Source organism: Kitasatospora sp. NPDC053057 (assembly GCF_044546945.1).
Taxonomy (GTDB): Bacteria; Actinomycetota; Actinomycetes; order Streptomycetales; family Streptomycetaceae; genus Kitasatospora.
The window spans coordinates 106,808-123,513 of the sequence record NZ_JBITZP010000017.1 but is presented as its reverse complement, the minus strand read 5'-3'; the positions used below and the strand labels follow the sequence as shown (position 1 = coordinate 123,513).

Sequence of the window (16,706 nt, the reverse complement as noted above, 5' to 3'; positions counted from 1 at the left end):
AAGTGGCCGTCTGTGGCCGATATGTGCCCGGAATGGATCGGATCGACGGGCGGGGCTGGGATGCGACCGGGGACGCGACCGGGGGAGGAACTTGATGCTCGGCTTCGTCGTGCGCAGACTGCGCGGGCGACTGCCGCTGGCTGCTGCCGTCCTGTTGACGGTGTTGATCACCACGGCGGTGCTGACCGCCTTGGTGACCTTCAACAGTGGTGTCGGTCAGGCCGGTCTGCGGCAGGCGCTCCAGGGCTCGGGCCATGCCCGGACCACGGTGGTGGTGACCGCCGAACACGGCCGGGACCAGCGGCAGAAGGACGAGGAGGCCCTCGCCTCCTACCGGCAGAAGCTCTTCGGTGATCTGCCCGTTCGCACCGACAGCCTGCTCCGCAGCCGCTCCTTCGGCCTCCCGGGCGGCGACGCCGCGGCGGCGGGCACCGCAGCGGCCGGGACAACGGCGGGCGGGACCAGCACGGCCAAGGTCGACCTGACGGTGCTCGCCGACCTCGACCGCAACCAGGTCCGGTTGACCGCCGGTGCCTGGCCGGGCGCCGCCACCGGGCCCGTCCAGTCCGCCGCCCCCCAGGTCGCCGTTCCGCAGACCATGCTGGCCCGGCTCGGGCTCACCGCCCAGGCGCTGCCTGCGGACGTCCAGTTGGCCGATCGGTTCGACGGCACGCCGCTGACCGTCCGGATCACCGGTACCTACCGGGCCGTCGACCCGTTCGCCCCGTACTGGCGCATCGATCCGGTCGGCGGCCACGAGATCGAGGTCGGCGGGTTCACCACCTACGGCCCGATGATGGTCGACCAGAGTGCCTTCACCGCGGGCGGCCTGCCGCAGAGCAGCCGCGGCTGGCTGCTGGACGCCGACTTCGCGGGCGTCGACCAGGACACGGCCCAAGCCGTCGGCGACCGCGCCCCGGGCCTGGCCGACGACCTGCGGAAGACCTCCTCGCTCAGCGCCAAGACCGAACTCCCGGACGTGGTAGCTGAGCTGTCGGCCGGTCTGATGGTCGCCCGTTCCACCCTGCTGATCGGCGCCCTGCAACTGGCCGTGCTCGCCGCCGCGGCCCTGCTGCTGGTCGTCCGGCTGATCTCGACCCGTCAGGAGCGGGAGAACGAACTGCTCGCCGCCCGCGGCGCCTCCGGTGCCCGGCTCGGCGCCTTTACCGCCCTGGAGTCGGTGCTGCTCGCCCTCCCGGCGGCGGTGTTCGCGCCCTTGCTCACCCCGTTCCTGGTCCGTGTCCTGGCCGGTCTCGGCCGCTCCCACCAGGTCGCCCTGGACACCCGACTGCGCTGGACGCTCTGGCCGGTGGCCGTGCTCTGCGCGCTGGTCTGCATCGTGCTGGCCACCGCGCCCAGCCTGCTGCGCGGCGCCGGAGCGGCCCTGCGCCGCAAGGCCGGTCGCCGCCAGGCGGTGGTCTCCGGGATCGCCCGCAACGGCGGGGACCTCGCGGTGCTCGCCCTGGCCGTGCTCGCCTACCAGCAACTCGACCAGTACGGCGGCGGATTGTCCACCGACTCCTCCGGCAAGCTCGGCGTCGACCTGCTGCTGGTCGCCACCCCCACCCTGGCGCTGTGTGCGGGAACCCTGGTGGTGCTGCGGCTGCTGCCCCTGGTGGCCCGGCTCGGCGCCCGGGCCGCCGCCCGGGGCAGCGGCCTGGGCCCAGCCATGGTCGGCTGGCAGCTCGCCCGCCGGCCCGCCCGGGCCACCGGGCCCGTCCTGCTGCTGGTGATGGCCGTGGCCACCGGCGTGCTCGCCTTCGGCCAGCACGCCACCTGGACCGCCTCGCAGCGCGACCAGGCCGCGTTCGACACCGGCGGCGGCCTGCGCATCTCCGCCTCGCACACCGCGTTGATGGGCCAGGGCGGCCGCTACGGCGCGCTGCCCGGCGGCGACCGGCTGGTCCCGGTGGCCCGCGAGGAGCAGGCCCTCCCGAACGGCACCGGACAACTCCTCGCCGTGGACGCTGCCGCCCTCGCCGACCACGTCCCGGTCCGCAGCGACCTGCTCGACGGGCACTCCGCGGGGGACCTGTTCCGCCCGCTCGCCGAGCCCGCCCCGACCGGAGTGGCGGCCGGGGTGCCCCTGCCCGGCCGCCCGCTGCGGATCGACGCCGACCTCTCCATCCGCCAGACCTTCCGTGGGCAGGTCCGGCTGCCCAACACCGTGCACATGATGGCCGACGCTCCCCCGGAGGTGGCGCTGCTGCTGCGGGACCGCTTCGGCTACGTCCACAAGGTGCCGTTCGCGGGCCTGCCGGTCACCGGCGACCTCCGCGCCTCGGCCCCGCTGAGCACGCTGGTCGACGCCCCGATGGGGTCCGCCGCCGCACCGCTGACCCTGGTCGGGGCGACCGTGTCCTACAGTGACCGCGCCGACGGCGAGGTCACCGTGCGCCGGTTGGCGGTGTCCGACAGCGCCGACGGTCCGGCGGCCGACGTCCCGCTGCCGGCCGGCCTCTCCTGGACGGTCGGGGGCAGCCAGTCCGGGCCGCCGGCCACCGTCCGGTCCGAACCGGCCGGCGCCGAGCGGCTGTTCACCGTTGGCTACAGCGCCGCGAACGGCACCGGCGACACCTTCCGAGCCGTCCTCAGCCCGGTCGGGGCGACCGCCCCGACGGCCGTGACCGGCGTCGCCACCCGGGACTACCTGAAGCTCACCGGTGGCTCGGTCGGCTCAACCATGCAGGTGCCGTTCGCCGGGATCACCCTGCCGGTCAAGGTCACCGGGGTGGTCGAGGCCGTACCGGTGGCCGGCCGCACCGCACTGGTCATCGATCTCGGCACCGTGGCACGGCTGTTGGCCGCCCAGGGCCGCTCCCTGCCCAGCCACGCCGAGTGGTGGCTGCCCGCCACCGGCCCGGGCGACCACGCGCCGGCCGAGGCCGCCGCCGCGCTGCGGGCCGCCCCCGGCTCCCAGGACGTCCAGCTCTACGACGAGGTCGCCGAAGGCATGCTCAGCGACCCGGTGGGCGCGGCCCCGCAGAACGCGCTGATGGCCATCGCGGTCGTCACCGCCCTGCTCGCCGCGATCGGTTTCGTGGCCGCCGTGGCCGGCTCCGCCCACGAGCGCGCCCGGGACTGCGCGCTGCTGCTCGCCCTGGGCGCGCCGCGCAAGCAGGTCAGCCGCACCGTCGCGGTCGAACAGGCGCTGCTGGTCGGGCTCGGCGGCACGGTCGGGCTCGCCCTGGGCGCCCTGCTCGTCCACCTGATCGTGCCGTTCGTCGTCTTGACACCCGCCGCCCGCCGACCGATGCCCGAGGCGTTGATCGACCTGCCGGTCGGCCAAGCGCTGCTGTTCGCGGCCGCGATCGCCGTCGCCCCGCTGCTGTCGGCCTTCCTCATCGGACGCCGCCGTCGAGACGTGGCCAACCGGCTGCGCCACGTGGAGGAGATGTGACCACCCAGGCCGGCACCAGCGTGCCCACCCCTGAGAGCACCAGTGTGCCCACGCCCGAGACCGTCCACCGCCCCGCGCCCTGGGTCCGCACCAGGCTGCGGGCGAGCCCGCAGGCCGCGGTGCTCATGGCGGCCCTGGCCCTCGTCACCGTCTTCCTCGCGGCGGCCTTCCCCCGCATCGCCGACCGGGGCGCGGACGCGGCGCTCCGGGACTTCGTCAGCCAGAAGGGCCTCAACCCGACCAGCCTGCAGACCACCTCCAAGACCCGGGACAACGACAACGCCGCCGAACTCGACCGGGTGCACCAGCAGCTCGCCGAGACCGTCGGACAACAGCTGACGCTGTCCCAGCCCGGCCAGGCCTACGGCACCCGCGCCCTGGGCGACCGCGGCATGGGCAATCCGGAGTACGCCCGGATCTCCGACGCGAACTCCCCCATGCTCAGCCTGCTCTACCTGCACGACCTGGCCGCTCGGGCCACCCTCACCGACGGCACCTGGCCGACCCGGGGGACGGGCGGTGGCCCGCTGCCGATCGTGATCAGCAAACAGGCCGCCGAGACCATCCACATCAAGCTCGGTGACGTCATCGACAACGGCGTCGAGGGTTCGGGTGCCAAGCGGACCACCGTGGTGGTCGGCCTCTACCAGGTCAACAGCCCCCAGGACCCGTTCTGGGACGACCTCGGCTGCCCGGCCCGCGCCTGTCTGAACGCCGCCCCCGACCACGAGCACTGGATGACCAGCGGATTCGTCGACGGCGACAGCCTGCCCGCGATGGCCCACTGGGGTTCGAACGCCGAGAACTTCTGGCGACTGCCCGTGGACACCGCCTCGCTGCGGGCCGACCAGCTCGACCGAACCCGCAACACCGTCAGCTCGTTCCTGACCGGGCCCGGTGCCACCGCCCTGATCGGCGCGACCGGGCGCGCGGATCTGCACAGCGTCTCCAGCCTGCCCGACATCCTCACCCGGGCCGACGACCGCTACCAGGCCTCGCTGCCGCTCAGCACGATCGGCCCGGCCGGGGTCGCGGGCGTCGCCACCGTGGTGCTGTGCCTGGCCGCGGCCCTCACCACCGACCGGCGCACCGGCGAGATCCAGCTGCTCCGGGCCCGCGGCGGCTCCCGGAGCGGGGTGCTGCTGCGGTTGATCGGTGAGGGCGCGGCCACTGTGCTGCCCGCCGCCGTGCTCGGGACGGCCCTGGCCCTGGTGCTGCTGCCCACCCCCCGGTGGGGCCCATCGGTACTGGCGGCGCTGGCCGCGGCGCTGCTCGCCCTGCTGGCCTTCCCGGCCCGCGCGGCCCTGCTGTGGTCGCGTCGTAGGGCGGTCGGCGGTCAGCGCCGGTTGGTCGGCGAGCTCGCCGTCCTGGTGGTCACCACCGCGGCCGTGGCCGAGGTTCGGCGTCGGGGCGTCGGTCACTCCGGGGCCGGACTGGATCCGCTGCTGATCGCCGCGCCCCTGCTGCTCGCTGTCACCGGCGGGCTGCTGCTGGCCCGGCTCGAACCGGTGGCGGTCGGCTGGCTGGCCAAGCTCGCGGGCCGGGGCCGCGGTCTGATCGGCTTCCTCGGCCTGGCCCGCGCCGCCCGGGACAGCTCGGGCCGGCGCAAGCCCTCCGTGCTGCCGCTGCTCGCCCTGCTGATCGCCGTTACCACGACCGGCTTCGGCGCCACCGTGCTCGACACCGTCGACCATGTCCGGACCCGCGCCGCGCGCATCGCCACCGGCGGGGACGTCGGCGTCTCCCTCCCCGACTACGCCACCCTGCCCGAGTCCTTCACCAAAGCCGCCGCCGCACTGCCGGGCGTCCGGGCCTCGACCGCGGCCTGGGTCGAGCCCAAGGCCCGATTCGTCGGCGCCGACCAGGACTACACCGAGGCCTATCTGGTGGTGGTCGATCCGGCGGCATACGCCGAGATCTCCCGCACCGTCGGGGTCGGCGAGTTCGATGCGGCGAAGCTGGCCGGGACGTCCGGCGGCCGGGACACCCCGGTGCCCGCGCTGTTCAGCCGTGACCTGGCCAAGCGCCTGGCCGCCGGCCCGGCAGAGGTGCGCACGCCCAACGGAAACGGTCTGCGCACCACGGTCGCCGGGATCGTCTCGGCCACCCCCGCGCTGCCGGACCCGGGCAAGCCGTTCGTTGTGGTGCCCGCCGGGCCCGCCTGGGAGCGGCTGCCGGACGCCAAGCGGATCAACAAGTGGTTCGCCGTCGGCGATGTCGACCCCGAGCAGGTCAGGTCGACACTGCGGGACAACGGCGGGGGCCAGCCGACCGGCGTCGCCAAGCTGATCTCCGAGGATGCCGCGGCCGCAGGCAAGGCCACCCATGGCCTGCCTCCGGGCTACACGGTTCACAGCAGCTGGCAGACGGCCGCCGCGCTCGGTGACGACCCGCTGCAGCACGCCGCCGGACGACTGTTCTGGTACGCGACCGCCGCCGGAGCCGGATTCGCCCTGCTCGCCGTCCTGCTGACGCTCTTCCGGGCCGCACCCGAGCGCACCGCCGTACTCGCCCGACTGCGCACCATGGGCCTGCGACCCCGCCAGGGCCTGGCGCTGATCATGACCGAGGCACTGCCCCAGACCCTGACAGCCACCATCGGCGGCGGCCTGACCGCCCTCGCGGCGGTCGCCCTCCTGGGCGGCGCCTTCGACATCTCGACCCTGGTCGGCGCCAAGGTCGGAGACGTCATCACCCCCACCCTGATACCGGTCCTGCTGCCCACCGCCGGCCTGGCACTCCTGGTCGCCCTCGCGGTGGTGGCGGAGACGCTGGTCGCCGGCCGCCGCCAGATCGCCACCGAACTACGTGCGGGAGAACAGGCATGACACCGCGACCAGCGGCACGGACCGCGACAGCCCAGAACACCCGGCAGACGGCCACAGCCGGACAGGCTGTCAAGACAGGAGACCAGCCGTGAAGAGCACCCCCCAGGAACGGCCGGCCGTGGAGGTCCCCAGCCTGCAGGAGCTCCGGCAACGGGCCCTGGCCGCCGCCTCCCCCAAAGCCTACGGAGAAGGCGCGGCCATCGTCTGCGACCGCCTGGTACGGATCTTCAGCGCCGAAGGCATCGAGGTCCAGGCCCTCCAAGGCCTCGAACTGACCATCCAGCAAGGCGACCTGGTCGCCCTGGTCGGCGCCTCCGGCAGCGGCAAATCCACCCTGCTCACCATCCTCGCCGGACTCGACGTGCCCACCGCCGGCACCGCCACCGTCGCCGGCTGCGACCTGCTGGAGATGTCCACCCAAGAACGCCTGCGCTACCGCCGCGAAGTGGTCGGCTTCATCTGGCAGCAGACCGCCCGCAACCTGCTGCCCTTCCTCACCGCCGCCGAGAACATCGCCCTGCCCATGCAACTACGCGGCCGCCGAACCACACCCGCCGGTTCGAAGGGGCAAGCCACCCGCGTAACCGAACTGATGGAAGCGCTGGAAATCGGCAACCTCGCCCACCGACGCCCCAACGAACTCTCCGGCGGCCAGCAACAACGCGTCGCCATCGCGGTCGCCATGGCCAACAACCCACCCGTACTGCTCGCCGACGAACCCACCGGCGAACTCGACTCCGAAACCGCCGCAGTCATCTTCGAATCCTTCCGCACCGTCAACCGCGAACTCGGCACCACCGTCGTGATCGTCACCCACGACCCGATGGTCGCCGGCGAAGTCCGCCGCACCGTCGCCATCCGCGACGGACGCACCAGCAGTGAAGTACTACGCCGCACCGTGACCGACGAACACGGCGAGGAATCCGTCAACGAACGCGAGTACGTGATGCTCGACCGCACCGGGCGCGTACAGCTGCCCGTCAAGTTCCTGGAAGCCCTGGGCATGGAACACCGCGTCGCCATCGACCTCGCAACCGACCACATCGAAGTCCGCCCCGACGACGTCACGGGAGGCTGACCCAGCCTCAGCCGTCACCACCCATCCGCGGGAAGAGGCCGCTGCCCTCGGCGTCCTTGCGGAGGTCGGGCGGCGCGGCCCCGGCGGTGTGCTCCCCCCGGGGGCTCGCGGTGCAGCGGGCGAAGACGAGCAGGGCACCGGCCGCCACGGCGAGGATGCCCAGTGCGGTCAGGACGCGGAGCCAGGTCAAGGTAGTGCCTCCTGGGGACGGTGCGAGGGAGCGCCGCCGGGGTGTATCGGCAGCTCGGCCCGCACGGTCGAGTGCCCACGGTCGGTCTCTTCCCGCCGTCCACCGCGCGACAGGTGGTCCGCGCGGGCGCTCGAAGCACCGGTGGGGCGCGTCACACCACCTCGCACGCCCCCAGTGCGGTGACCGGCCGCCCGCTCCGCTCCCCGGCCAGGGCGCGGAGCGCCGGCAGGTCAGGCTTGCCGAGCCCGTTCAGCGGGATCGCCGGGAGGACCAGCACGGTGTCCGGGGCGCACCGGACGTCCCCGTGCTCCCGCGCCCAGCGGCGCAGCTGCTCCTCCGTCACCCGCGCGCCCGGTCCGACGGCGACCGCGGCGTGCACGCGCTCCAGCCGGTCCGGGTCGGAGCTCGAGAACATCACCGCCTCGCGGACGTCCGGGTGGCTCCGCAGCGGCTCCTCGACCTCATGGGGGAACACATTGTGCCCCTTGACGATCGCCATGTGGTCCCGTCGGCCGGCCACCGTCAGATACCCCGCCGCATCCAGACTCCCCAGGTCGCCGGTGTGCAGCCAGCCGTCCCGCAGCACCCGCTCGGTCCGCTCCGGGTCGCGCCAGTAGCCGGCCATCGCGGTCGGGGTGCGGACGCAGATCTCCCCGGTCCGGCCCGGCGGCAGCGGCGCGCCCTCCTCGTCCAGGATCCGCACCCCGGTGTCCGGGAACGGGCGCCCGGCAGTGGTCAGCAGCCGAGGGTCCAGGTGCTCGTCGGGGCTCAGCCGGAGCAGGGCGGGCCGGGGCGGCCGGGCGAAGCGGCGCAGCACGCCCTTCGGGCGCCCGGTGGTGCCGCTGGTGAACCGTACGGCCATCACGTCCTCGGGCCGGTAGCGCGGCTCCAGCGGGGCGGGGAGCAGGCCCGGGGCGAGCTCCAGCAGGTCCGTGCCGAGGTTCGGCCCGCCGGGCACCGCCGGGCACCGCCGGGCACCGCCGGGCCGAGGGCGAAGACGCCCGCGGCCGGGAGCGCCCGGGCCACGGCCTCGGCCGACGGGCCGCAGCGCAGCGGGTCGTACACGAGCGCCGTGGTCTCCGCGAACGCCGCCAGCGCCACCAGATCGGCCGCCGGCCCGTCCGAGTGCGGCATCGCCACCCGGCAGCCCAGCTGATTGGCGGCAAGCCGCACAAGCAGCGCCTCGGGGGTGTTCCCGGCGAGCACGGTGACCCCGTCCCCGCGCCCGAGCCCGGCCCGGTCCAGCGCGCGGGCCATCCGGTACACCGCGTCCAGGCACTCCTGGGCGGTCAGCGTCACGCCCCCGCAGCGCAGTGCCACCCGCTCCGGATCCCGCGCCAGCCCGTCCAGCACCAGCCCGGTGTACGTCCGACCGGCCTCCGCCATGCCCGCCCTTCCCGCGACTGACGAGGCGTCAGCCTCGTGGGTGGCGGCGCCCCGGGTGCTCGCCGCTCCATGGGGCAGCGGACCACGAAGAATGTGGCGGGGGAGTTCGGACGCCGAGAGATCGAGGCGGACCTGACGTCAACGTCCTTGCCGTTGTCGACGTTTGCCACCGTGTACAGGCCGTCTTCCAACGGCCCCGGCGGACTGCAGTCGGCCTGGACGGCGCCGGCCGCCACGCGGATCCCGTCGAGGAGCATGGTATGGAAGGCGGGGTCGGCGTAGGACTCCTGGGCGTGGCCCATGGCGGTGTACGAGGACCGGCCGCCCGACTAGGCCGCGAAGCTCAAGAAGCGCGGCAGCTCCGGTGGCCCGGCCGGTCTCACACGACGCGACACCGTACAAGGAACGCAACACCGTGGAACGTCGCAAACTCAACTGCACGGCGTGACCGGAGACCACATGCCGAGCCACTGCTCGGCACCCCATGCCTCGAACCGCTCTACCTCAGTGAACCCCAGCTTCGCCGCGAGACGCATCGAGCCGACGTTGGCGCTCTGGGTGGTGAGCACCACCGGTTCGCCGGGAAGCGCGCCGACGAGCCAGCCGAGTGCCGCCGCACACGCCTCGGCGGCGTACCCGAATCCCCACGCCCGCGGCAGGAACAGGTAGCCGAGATCGGCCTTCCCCGCGGCAACTGGGCGACGGTGCCCCGTTGCTCTCCTGAGCAGGATCTGGCCGATCATCGACCCGTCGAGATCAACGACGAAGCTCCCGGGCCACCGCTCGGGCGCCCCGGACATCTCGCGCTCAAGCTCGTCACGCGGCCGGGGGCCGCCGAGGTAGGTGTGCACCTCTGGCGAGGCGAGCAGCTCGATGAACGCCGCACGGTCCCGGGGCTCGGGCTCACGGAGCACGAGCCTCTCGGTCCTGATCGGCTCAGGCGGCCAAGCCACGGGTCCCAGATCTTCCATCAGTGCACGCTAACAGGTGGTCAAACCAGCCGAACCGGAAACGCTTAACTCCACCTAGAACCGGACGCCAGACTGGACCTAACCGAGTGCCGGAGGGTGCTCGGCCGGACGGCGTCCCCAGGCCGAGATCAGCGGCGCGAGTGTCAGGTCGAGTTCGCCCGCGTGGATGGCGGCCAGGTGCGCGTCGATCTCGGCGTCGTCGGCCAGGCCGGCCGCGAGCAGCTCGCCGCGCACGTGTCGGATGGTCGCCGCCTCCAGCCGGTCGCAGGCCGGCCCGCCGACCGGGAAGGAGCCCGCCGCGGCGACGTCCACCAAGCCGGTCTCACGCAATGCCCGCGGCAGTGTCCGGCCGTAGCGCAGGTCCGCGCCGCGGCGCGCCAGCAGCTCCCGGACCGCGTCGCGCAGCCGGTTGGCCCGCCGCTGCGCAGGGCCGCTGTCGTCCAGGCATGCCAGTGGCTGCAGAGCGGTATCGGCGTCCTCGATCAGCAGCCAGCCGCCGGGTCGTAGCGCTGCCGCCATCGTGGCCAACGCGTGAGCCCGGTCGGGTACATGGACCAGCACGAGCCGGGCGTGCACCAGATCGAACGTCCCCGGCTCCGGGGGCGGATCAGCGGCGACGTCGTGCCGGCGCACCTCGTACCCGTCGCCTGCCTTCAGCCACGACGGGTCGATGTCCGTGGCCAGCACGTGCCCGGTCGGACCGACGGCCGCCGCGAGCGCCTCCGGGATACCGGGGCCACCGGCCCCCACTTCCCAGCAGCGCGAGCCGGCCCTGACCCCCAGTCGATCGAAGTGCCCGCGCGTCACACCGTCGAACAGCTCGGCCAGCCAAACGAATCGCTCGCCCGCCTCGGCGCGCGCGTTGTCCAGCAGGTACCCGCGGGCGGGAGCGGACTCTCCACCGAGCGCGGGAGTCCCGCCTATCGGATCCGGTCGGCCATCGATGTGCGGCGGGCGGGGCGAGGAGGTCATGACTACATGGTCACCCTTCCCAGGCCACCAGCGCCACGACGACGGGAGAGGGACGTCCGCGAGCGCCGGACTTGTTAGGGTCTTCGGTCGGACGCGGACGGGGGAGCGGTGGGCGGCGAGGTGGAGGCGGTGGCCGTGGCGCCGCGTGGGGTGGTGGACCTGCGGGGTGAGGCCGGGGCGGGGCTCGTGGTGACGTACCCGGCCGATGCCGTGGTGGTGGTGTCGGGCCTGCCGGGAGCGGGCAAGAGCACGCTGCTGCGGCGCTGGGCGGCGGGCGGAGCCGTCTCGACGGTGGACCCGCGCACGGTGCACGAGGCCTGCGAGGCGGTGATGCCCGCACGCCTGCCGTACGCGGTGTACCGGCCGTGGGCACGGCTGGAGCACTTCCGGCTGCTGCGCAGCTCGGTGCGGCGGGGCGGCCCGCTGCTGGTGCACGACTGCGGCAGCCGCGCCTGGATGCGGCGCTGGCTCGCCCGGGAGGCCGGTCGCCGGGGGCGCGAACTGCACCTGGTGCTGCTCGACGTCGGCGCCGCCACCGCCCTCGACGGCCAGCGGGCGCGCGGGCGGCACGCCTCCGCGCGGGTCTTCGCCCGCCACCACCGCGGCCTGGGGCGGCTGTTGGCGGAGTTCACCCGGCACGCGCGGTCCGGCGGGCCGGTGCCGACCCCGGAGGCGGCCTCCGTACTGCTGCTCGACGCGGTGTCCCGCTCCCGGGCGGAGGCGGTCCGGTTCGGCGGGGCGCTCTGAGCTCAGCGGCGGGTCAGGCGCTCCGCCTCCGCGTGCCACCAGCCGGGCGGGCCGGGCTCGTTGGCGGCGGAGGTCGGCTGGTCGGGGTGGAGCCCGAGGGAGCGCAGCGCTTCGGCGTCGATCCGCACGTCGAACCAGCACTGCCAGTGGCCGTCCGGACCGATGCCACAGGGCGCGTCCCACCGGATGGCCTCCGGTGGGAAGGGCATCCAGTCGATGCCCCGGTCACGCAGTCATGCGCGGAGGACGGCCATGGGCGTCGGGCGGCCGGTCCGGTTCCGGTAGGCGACGATGGTGATCCACTCGGTCATGACGGCATGATGTCACGGAGCCGTACGGAGTCGGAGGGGGTTTCGAGCGGATGACGGGTGACGAGGAACGCGGGGTACCCGCAGGGGTGTTGGCGGCCGAGCGGGTCGCCGCCCGGCTGGGGTTCGGCAAGAGTTGCACCCGGGAGGTCGGCCGGCTGCTGGCGTGCGCCGCCGCGGTCAAGCCGGGTGGGACGGTCGCGGAGAGCGGCACCGGCGCGGGGGTCGGTGCGGCCTGGCTTCGCAGCGGACTGGGGCCGGGCGCCCGGCTGGTCACGGTCGAGCGGGACGGCGAACTGGCCCGGAGTTCGGCGGAGTTGTTCGAGGGCGATGACCGCGTGCAGGTGCTGCACGGGGACTGGCGGCTGCTGGAGGGGCACGCGCCGTTCGACGTGTTCTTCTGCGACGGCGGCGGGAAACGCGACGACCCCGACCGGGTGGTCGAACTGCTCGCCCCGGGCGGGCTGTTGGTCATGGACGACTTCACGCCCTCGCCGCATTGGCCGCCCCGCTTCGGCGGCGAGGTCGACGGGCTGCGCCTGCACTACCTGACGCACTCCGCGTTGGAGGCGACCGAGGTGCTGAGCGCACCGGGCAGTTCGGCCGTCCTGGCCGTGCGGAAGGCGTGAGCGGAAGGCGTGAGCGGAAGGGCCTGAGTGGACATCAGAGCGGAGGCACGAGAGCGGAAGGCATGAGCGGATGGTGACGATCGAGACTCCCCGCCTGCTGCTGCGGCGCTGGCGCGAGGAGGACGTACCGGCGATGGCGGCCGTCAACGCCGACCCCGAGGTGATGCGCTGGATCGGGGACGGGCGGGTCCAGACCCTGGAGGAGACCCGCCGGGCCGTCGAGCGGATCGAGCGGACCTGGGACACCGAGGGCTTCGGCCTGTTCGCGGTGGAACTGCGGGAGACCGGTGAACTCGCCGGGTTCACCGGTCTGGCCGTGCCCTCGTTCCTGCCCGAGGTGCTGCCCGCGGTCGAGATCGGATGGCGGCTCGGCCGCTCGTTCTGGGGCCGGGGCATCGCCACCGAGGCGGCGACGGCGGTGCTGCGGTTCGGCTTCGAGACCTGTGGTCAGGACCGGATCACCAGCATCGCCCGGATCGGCAACACCGCCTCCGAGCGCGTCATGGCCAAGCTCGGCCTGCGGCCCGAACGGGAGACCACCGTCCCCGGCAGCGGCACCGCTGTCCGCGTCCACGAACTGACCCGCGCCGACTACCTGGCCCGTCTGCGGTCCTGACCGGGAAAACCGCTGGCCACGCGTGCCGCGCGCCTCCTAAGCTCGGCGCACCGGAGGAGCGAGCACGGGGGAGCGGGGGAGCGCATGAGCGGGGCCGAGGCCGTACGGGCCGCCAACGCGTTGGGGGAGCGCTGGGTCGAGCGGATCGACCTGCGGCAGGGGACGGTCCTGATGCCGGCCGGCGTCTGGCCGCTGCTCGGGCTGCTGGCCCCGGCCGGAAGCACCGCCGTCCAGGGCGAGTTGGCGCAGGCGCTGGGGGTGCCGGTCGCGGCCGCCGCCGAGCGCGCCCGCGACCTGCTCGGCCTGCTGCGGGACATCCCGGCGGTGCGGTCCGCGCTCGGCGTCTGGAGCGATGACCGGCTGCGGCTGAGCCCGGAGTGGCTGGCCTCCGTCCCGGCGGACCTGGTCGGCCGGCTGACCGGTGATGCAGACCGGGACCGTGCGCTGCTGGACGCCTGGGCGGCTGAACAGACGGACGGCCAGATCGACGGGATGCCGGTCGAGCTGAACCCGGACACCCGCCTGGTGCTGGCCGCAGCGCTCACCCTCCGGACGGAGTGGATCAAGCCGTTCATGGACTACGGCGCCTTCGAGCAGGACGGAACGGACGGTTGGGGCCGGGCCGTCCACTACCTGACCCGGGCGACGTCCCTGCTGGACCGCGCCGCCCTGCTGGAGACGCCCGCCGGGCCGGTGACCGAGCTTCGGGTGCTCGGGTACGGGGACATCAGCGTCCACCTGCTGCTCGGCGAGCCCGACGCCGCGCCCGGCGAGGTGCTGTCCGCCGGGATCGGAGTGCTCTCGCAGCGGCACCGCCGGACCACCGCCGACCGGCTGCCCGTCGGCGCGGCCGGTCCGGGGCTGACGATCGAGGCGGTGCGGCGGTACGAGCCGGAGGACCGCCTGTTCGTGAGCGTCCCGAAGTTCACCGTCGAGGCCGACCACGACCTGATCGCCCGCCGCGAGCTCTTCGGACTGGAGACGCTCGCCACCCCGTCCGCCACCGAGGACCGGCTGCCCGGCCTGTCGGACGGTGAGCCGCCGCTGTTCGTCAACAGCGCGCGCCAGAAGGCCACCGCGTCGTTTTCCGCCCGCGGGTTCCGGGCCGCCTCGGTGACGGCCATGGGGGTCGCGGCCGGCAGTGCGGGCAGCGCCCGGAAGCCGCCGTACCCGCAGCGCTTCGTCGATGTGGGCTTCACCCGCCCGTTCGGCTTCCTGGCCGTCCACCGGCTGTCCGGGCTGGTCCTGGCGGCGGGCTGGGTGACCGAACCGGACCCGGGTGAGGATCCGTGGGGGGTCGTGCTGGACGAGTCGGAGGAGGACTGACACGGCGCGCCACGGCTGGTTGCCCGGGTGGCCGGAGCGCGGGAATCCGGGTAGCACACCGTCATCGCCCCCGGTGGCGCGAGCGCACTGAGAGACTGGGGTGAGCAGAGTCCGTCAGGGAGAGAGGTCACACCCCGCATGCCCAGCAGCGCTGCCGTCGACAACCCGTGGTTCCGCAGGTTCAGCCCGTCCGACTTCGCTCCCGCCCGGATCGTGATCTTCCCGCACGCCGGCGGATCGGCCAGCTACTACATGGAGTACGCCAAGGCGCTCGCGCCGTACGCCGACGTGCTGGCCGTGCAGTACCCGGGCCGGCAGAACCGCTTCGCGGAGCCCACGATCGACTCGGTCCCGGAACTCGCCGAGCAGGTCTACCGGGAGCTGCGGGGGTGGGTGGACCGTCCGATCGTCTTCTTCGGGCACAGCATGGGCTCGGCGGTCGCCTTCGAGGTCGCCCGGTGCTTCACCCGCGACGGCCTGGCGGGGCCGGAGCGGCTGTTCGTGTCCGCCGGTCGGGCGCCCTCGCTGCCCCGGGACACCGCGGTCCACAAGCTCTCCGACGACGGACTGCTGGATGAGGTCATCCAGCTGGGTGGGACGGACGAGCGGATCCTCGACGTGCCGGCCCTGCGCCAGCTGATCATGCCGGCGCTGCGGGCCGACTACACCGCCATCGAGACCTATCTGGCCGCGCCGGATGCCGTCGTCCCGCAGCCGATCACCGCTCTGGTGGGGGAGACCGACGCCAACGCCACGGTCGAGCAGGCCGCCCAGTGGGAGCGGCACACCTCCGGCGGCTTCAGCCTCCGGGTCTTCCCGGGCGGGCACTTCTACGTGGCGGAGCAGATCGACGCCGTGGTTCGGCTGCTCACCGCGCACCTGCGCGGCTGAGCCGCTGGGCGGACCCGCCCCGCCCGCTGCCCGTCGGTGACCGGTCCGGGGCAGCGGGCGGAACCGCCGACCGTTGCCGGTGGGGCGGCGTCAGGTCGTGTAGTCGGCGTTGAGCTTGACGTACTCCTCGGTGAGGTCGCAGCCGTACACCGTGAACGCGCCGTCGGCGATGCCCAGGTCGATCCGGATGACCACCTCATCGCCGTCCAGGTACCGGCGGGCCCGTTCGAGCAGGGCGTCGCTCGGCTCCTCGGGGTACATCGGGAGGTCGTCGAACCGGATGCGGACGGCCGCCGGGTCGATGTCGGTCTCGTCGTCGAGCTTGCCGATGGCCATGGTGACGCGGCCCCAGTTCGGGTCGGCGCCGTGCACGGCGGCCTTGACCAGCGGGGAGTTGACCACGCTCTTGCCGACGCGCTTGGCCTGGGCCGCGTCGCGGGCCCCGGTGACCCGGACCTCGATCAGTTTGGAGGCCCCCTCGCCGTCCGAGGCGATGTCCCGTACGAGGTGCAGCGCGCACTCGTACAGCGCCCGCTCGAAGGCGGACAGGTCGACCGCTCCGGCGAGCCCGTTGGCGAAGATCGCGGCGGTGTCGCTGGTGGAGGTGTCGGTGTCGATGCTCAGCGCGTTGAACGTCCGGTCCATCACCCGGCGGAAGAGGGCGTCGAGTTCGGCGGCGGGGATGTCCGCGTCGGTGAAGAAGAACGTCAGCAGGGTCGCCATGTTGGGCTCGATCATGCCCACGCCCTTGGCGATGCCGACGAGCACGGCGTCGCCGCAGCGCGCGTGGACGTACTTGGGGCGGGTGTCCGTGGTCATGATCGCCCTGGCCGCGGCCGCGTAGTCGGCCTCCGGGAACGGCCAGGCCATGGCGTCGAGCCCGGCCCGGATGCCGTCCATGGGGTAGGGGCGCCCGATCACGCCGGTGGAGCCGATGACCAGCTCGTCCGGGGAGATGCCGGCGATCTCGGCGACCCGGCGGCGCACCTCCGCGGCGTTCTCCGCACCGGTGCGCCCGGTGGCCACGTTGGCGTTGCGGGACAGCACGACCATGCCGCGGCTGCGCTGGAGCACGGCCGCCTCGCGGCTGAGCACGACGCTGGGGCCGGCGAAGCGCGAGCGGGTGAAGACCGCCGCGGACCGGCACGGGACCTCGGAGATGACCGCCGCGAAGTCGTCCTCGACGTCCTTGAGGCCCATGTTGGTCGTGATGGCCCGGAAGCCCCGGGGCACAGCAGGCTGCATGGTCGATCGTTCCCTCTCCGAATGGGTCCCGGTTCGGGGCGCGCGGGGCGACCCGAACCGCAGGCGGTGAATGAGTTTGCGGAGATCTGAATACATCAATCATCGCTGTGTGGTCAACG

General features: G+C 73.7%; 15 protein-coding genes. 8 read left to right on the top strand and 7 right to left on the bottom strand.

Going from position 1 to position 16,706, the window contains the following annotated elements:
• Positions 1 to 94: 94 nt before the first annotated feature.
• The 3 genes from ACIG5E_RS19635 (at position 95) to ACIG5E_RS19625 (ending at position 7,306) form a co-directional block, all read left to right on the top strand.
• Positions 95 to 3,400 (top strand): FtsX-like permease family protein, encoded by a 3,306-nt coding sequence (locus tag ACIG5E_RS19635; RefSeq protein WP_396534869.1) that lies wholly within the window; start codon positions 95 to 97, stop codon positions 3,398 to 3,400.
• Complete coding sequence (locus tag ACIG5E_RS19630; protein WP_396534867.1) at positions 3,397 to 6,228, top strand: hypothetical protein; 2,832 nt, start codon at positions 3,397 to 3,399, stop codon at positions 6,226 to 6,228. The genes ACIG5E_RS19635 and ACIG5E_RS19630 overlap by 4 nt, the downstream gene beginning before the upstream one ends.
• Before the next feature lie 88 nt (positions 6,229 to 6,316).
• Complete coding sequence (locus tag ACIG5E_RS19625) at positions 6,317 to 7,306, top strand: ABC transporter ATP-binding protein (RefSeq protein WP_396534865.1); 990 nt, start codon at positions 6,317 to 6,319, stop codon at positions 7,304 to 7,306.
• Positions 7,307 to 7,313: 7 nt separating this feature from the next.
• Here the strand turns inward: ACIG5E_RS19625 and ACIG5E_RS19620 are convergent, their stop codons facing one another.
• From ACIG5E_RS19620 to ACIG5E_RS19600, 5 genes are all read right to left on the bottom strand, one after another.
• On the bottom strand, positions 7,314 to 7,496 hold the full coding sequence (locus tag ACIG5E_RS19620; protein WP_396534863.1) for a hypothetical protein: 183 nt from the start codon (positions 7,494 to 7,496) through the stop codon (positions 7,314 to 7,316).
• Positions 7,497 to 7,647: 151 nt separating this feature from the next.
• Positions 7,648 to 8,454, bottom strand: coding sequence for a class I adenylate-forming enzyme family protein (locus ACIG5E_RS19615; RefSeq protein ID WP_396534861.1), 807 nt, complete (start codon positions 8,452 to 8,454; stop codon positions 7,648 to 7,650).
• Positions 8,358 to 8,882, bottom strand: coding sequence for an AMP-binding protein (locus tag ACIG5E_RS19610; RefSeq protein ID WP_396534859.1), 525 nt, complete (start codon positions 8,880 to 8,882; stop codon positions 8,358 to 8,360). Before ACIG5E_RS19610 ends, ACIG5E_RS19615 begins: the two co-directional genes overlap by 97 nt.
• 431 nt (positions 8,883 to 9,313) lie before the next feature.
• On the bottom strand, positions 9,314 to 9,853 hold the full coding sequence (locus ACIG5E_RS19605) for a GNAT family N-acetyltransferase (protein WP_396534857.1): 540 nt from the start codon (positions 9,851 to 9,853) through the stop codon (positions 9,314 to 9,316).
• A 78-nt stretch (positions 9,854 to 9,931) separates the two neighbouring features.
• Entirely contained in the window at positions 9,932 to 10,825 is an 894-nt protein-coding gene (locus tag ACIG5E_RS19600; protein ID WP_396534855.1) for a methyltransferase domain-containing protein, read from the bottom strand.
• Positions 10,826 to 10,933: 108 nt separating this feature from the next.
• Between ACIG5E_RS19600 and ACIG5E_RS19595 the strand changes: the two genes are divergently transcribed.
• Complete coding sequence (locus ACIG5E_RS19595; protein WP_396534853.1) at positions 10,934 to 11,572, top strand: AAA family ATPase; 639 nt, start codon at positions 10,934 to 10,936, stop codon at positions 11,570 to 11,572.
• 2 nt (positions 11,573 to 11,574) lie between these two features.
• Here the strand turns inward: ACIG5E_RS19595 and ACIG5E_RS19590 are convergent, their stop codons facing one another.
• Entirely contained in the window at positions 11,575 to 11,781 is a 207-nt protein-coding gene (locus ACIG5E_RS19590) for a hypothetical protein (RefSeq protein WP_396534851.1), read from the bottom strand.
• A 152-nt stretch (positions 11,782 to 11,933) separates the two neighbouring features.
• Between ACIG5E_RS19590 and ACIG5E_RS19585 the strand changes: the two genes are divergently transcribed.
• From ACIG5E_RS19585 to ACIG5E_RS19570, 4 genes are all read left to right on the top strand, one after another.
• On the top strand, positions 11,934 to 12,509 hold the full coding sequence (locus ACIG5E_RS19585; RefSeq protein WP_396534849.1) for an O-methyltransferase: 576 nt from the start codon (positions 11,934 to 11,936) through the stop codon (positions 12,507 to 12,509).
• A gap of 70 nt (positions 12,510 to 12,579) precedes the next feature.
• Positions 12,580 to 13,125 carry a GNAT family N-acetyltransferase gene (locus ACIG5E_RS19580; RefSeq protein WP_396534847.1) on the top strand — a complete coding sequence of 182 codons (546 nt, stop codon included), beginning with the start codon at positions 12,580 to 12,582 and terminating at the stop codon, positions 13,123 to 13,125.
• Between the two features lie 84 nt (positions 13,126 to 13,209).
• Positions 13,210 to 14,451: a serpin family protein gene (locus ACIG5E_RS19575; RefSeq protein WP_396534845.1), complete on the top strand. Its 1,242-nt coding sequence runs from the start codon at positions 13,210 to 13,212 to the stop codon at positions 14,449 to 14,451.
• 138 nt (positions 14,452 to 14,589) lie between these two features.
• The gene (locus ACIG5E_RS19570; protein WP_396534843.1) at positions 14,590 to 15,342 is read left to right on the top strand and encodes a thioesterase II family protein; all 753 of its coding nucleotides are present in this window, start codon (positions 14,590 to 14,592) and stop codon (positions 15,340 to 15,342) included.
• A gap of 90 nt (positions 15,343 to 15,432) precedes the next feature.
• Here ACIG5E_RS19570 and argJ read toward each other — a convergent pair whose 3' ends face one another.
• Entirely contained in the window at positions 15,433 to 16,587 is a 1,155-nt protein-coding gene (gene argJ, locus ACIG5E_RS19565) for a bifunctional glutamate N-acetyltransferase/amino-acid acetyltransferase ArgJ (RefSeq protein WP_396534841.1), read from the bottom strand.
• Positions 16,588 to 16,706: the final 119 nt, after the last annotated feature.

Coding starts and splice junctions, on each gene's coding strand:
- ACIG5E_RS19635 (WP_396534869.1), top strand. CDS start 95: ATGCTCGGCTTCGTCGTGCGCAGACTGCGCGGGCGACTGCCGCTGGCT.
- ACIG5E_RS19610 (WP_396534859.1), bottom strand. CDS start 8,882: ATGGCGGAGGCCGGTCGGACGTACACCGGGCTGGTGCTGGACGGGCTG.
- ACIG5E_RS19605 (WP_396534857.1), bottom strand. CDS start 9,853: ATGGAAGATCTGGGACCCGTGGCTTGGCCGCCTGAGCCGATCAGGACC.
- ACIG5E_RS19600 (WP_396534855.1), bottom strand. CDS start 10,825: ATGACCTCCTCGCCCCGCCCGCCGCACATCGATGGCCGACCGGATCCG.
- ACIG5E_RS19590 (WP_396534851.1), bottom strand. CDS start 11,781: ATGCCCTTCCCACCGGAGGCCATCCGGTGGGACGCGCCCTGTGGCATC.
- ACIG5E_RS19585 (WP_396534849.1), top strand. CDS start 11,934: ATGACGGGTGACGAGGAACGCGGGGTACCCGCAGGGGTGTTGGCGGCC.
- ACIG5E_RS19580 (WP_396534847.1), top strand. CDS start 12,580: ATGGTGACGATCGAGACTCCCCGCCTGCTGCTGCGGCGCTGGCGCGAG.
- ACIG5E_RS19575 (WP_396534845.1), top strand. CDS start 13,210: ATGAGCGGGGCCGAGGCCGTACGGGCCGCCAACGCGTTGGGGGAGCGC.
- ACIG5E_RS19570 (WP_396534843.1), top strand. CDS start 14,590: ATGCCCAGCAGCGCTGCCGTCGACAACCCGTGGTTCCGCAGGTTCAGC.
- argJ (WP_396534841.1), bottom strand. CDS start 16,587: ATGCAGCCTGCTGTGCCCCGGGGCTTCCGGGCCATCACGACCAACATG.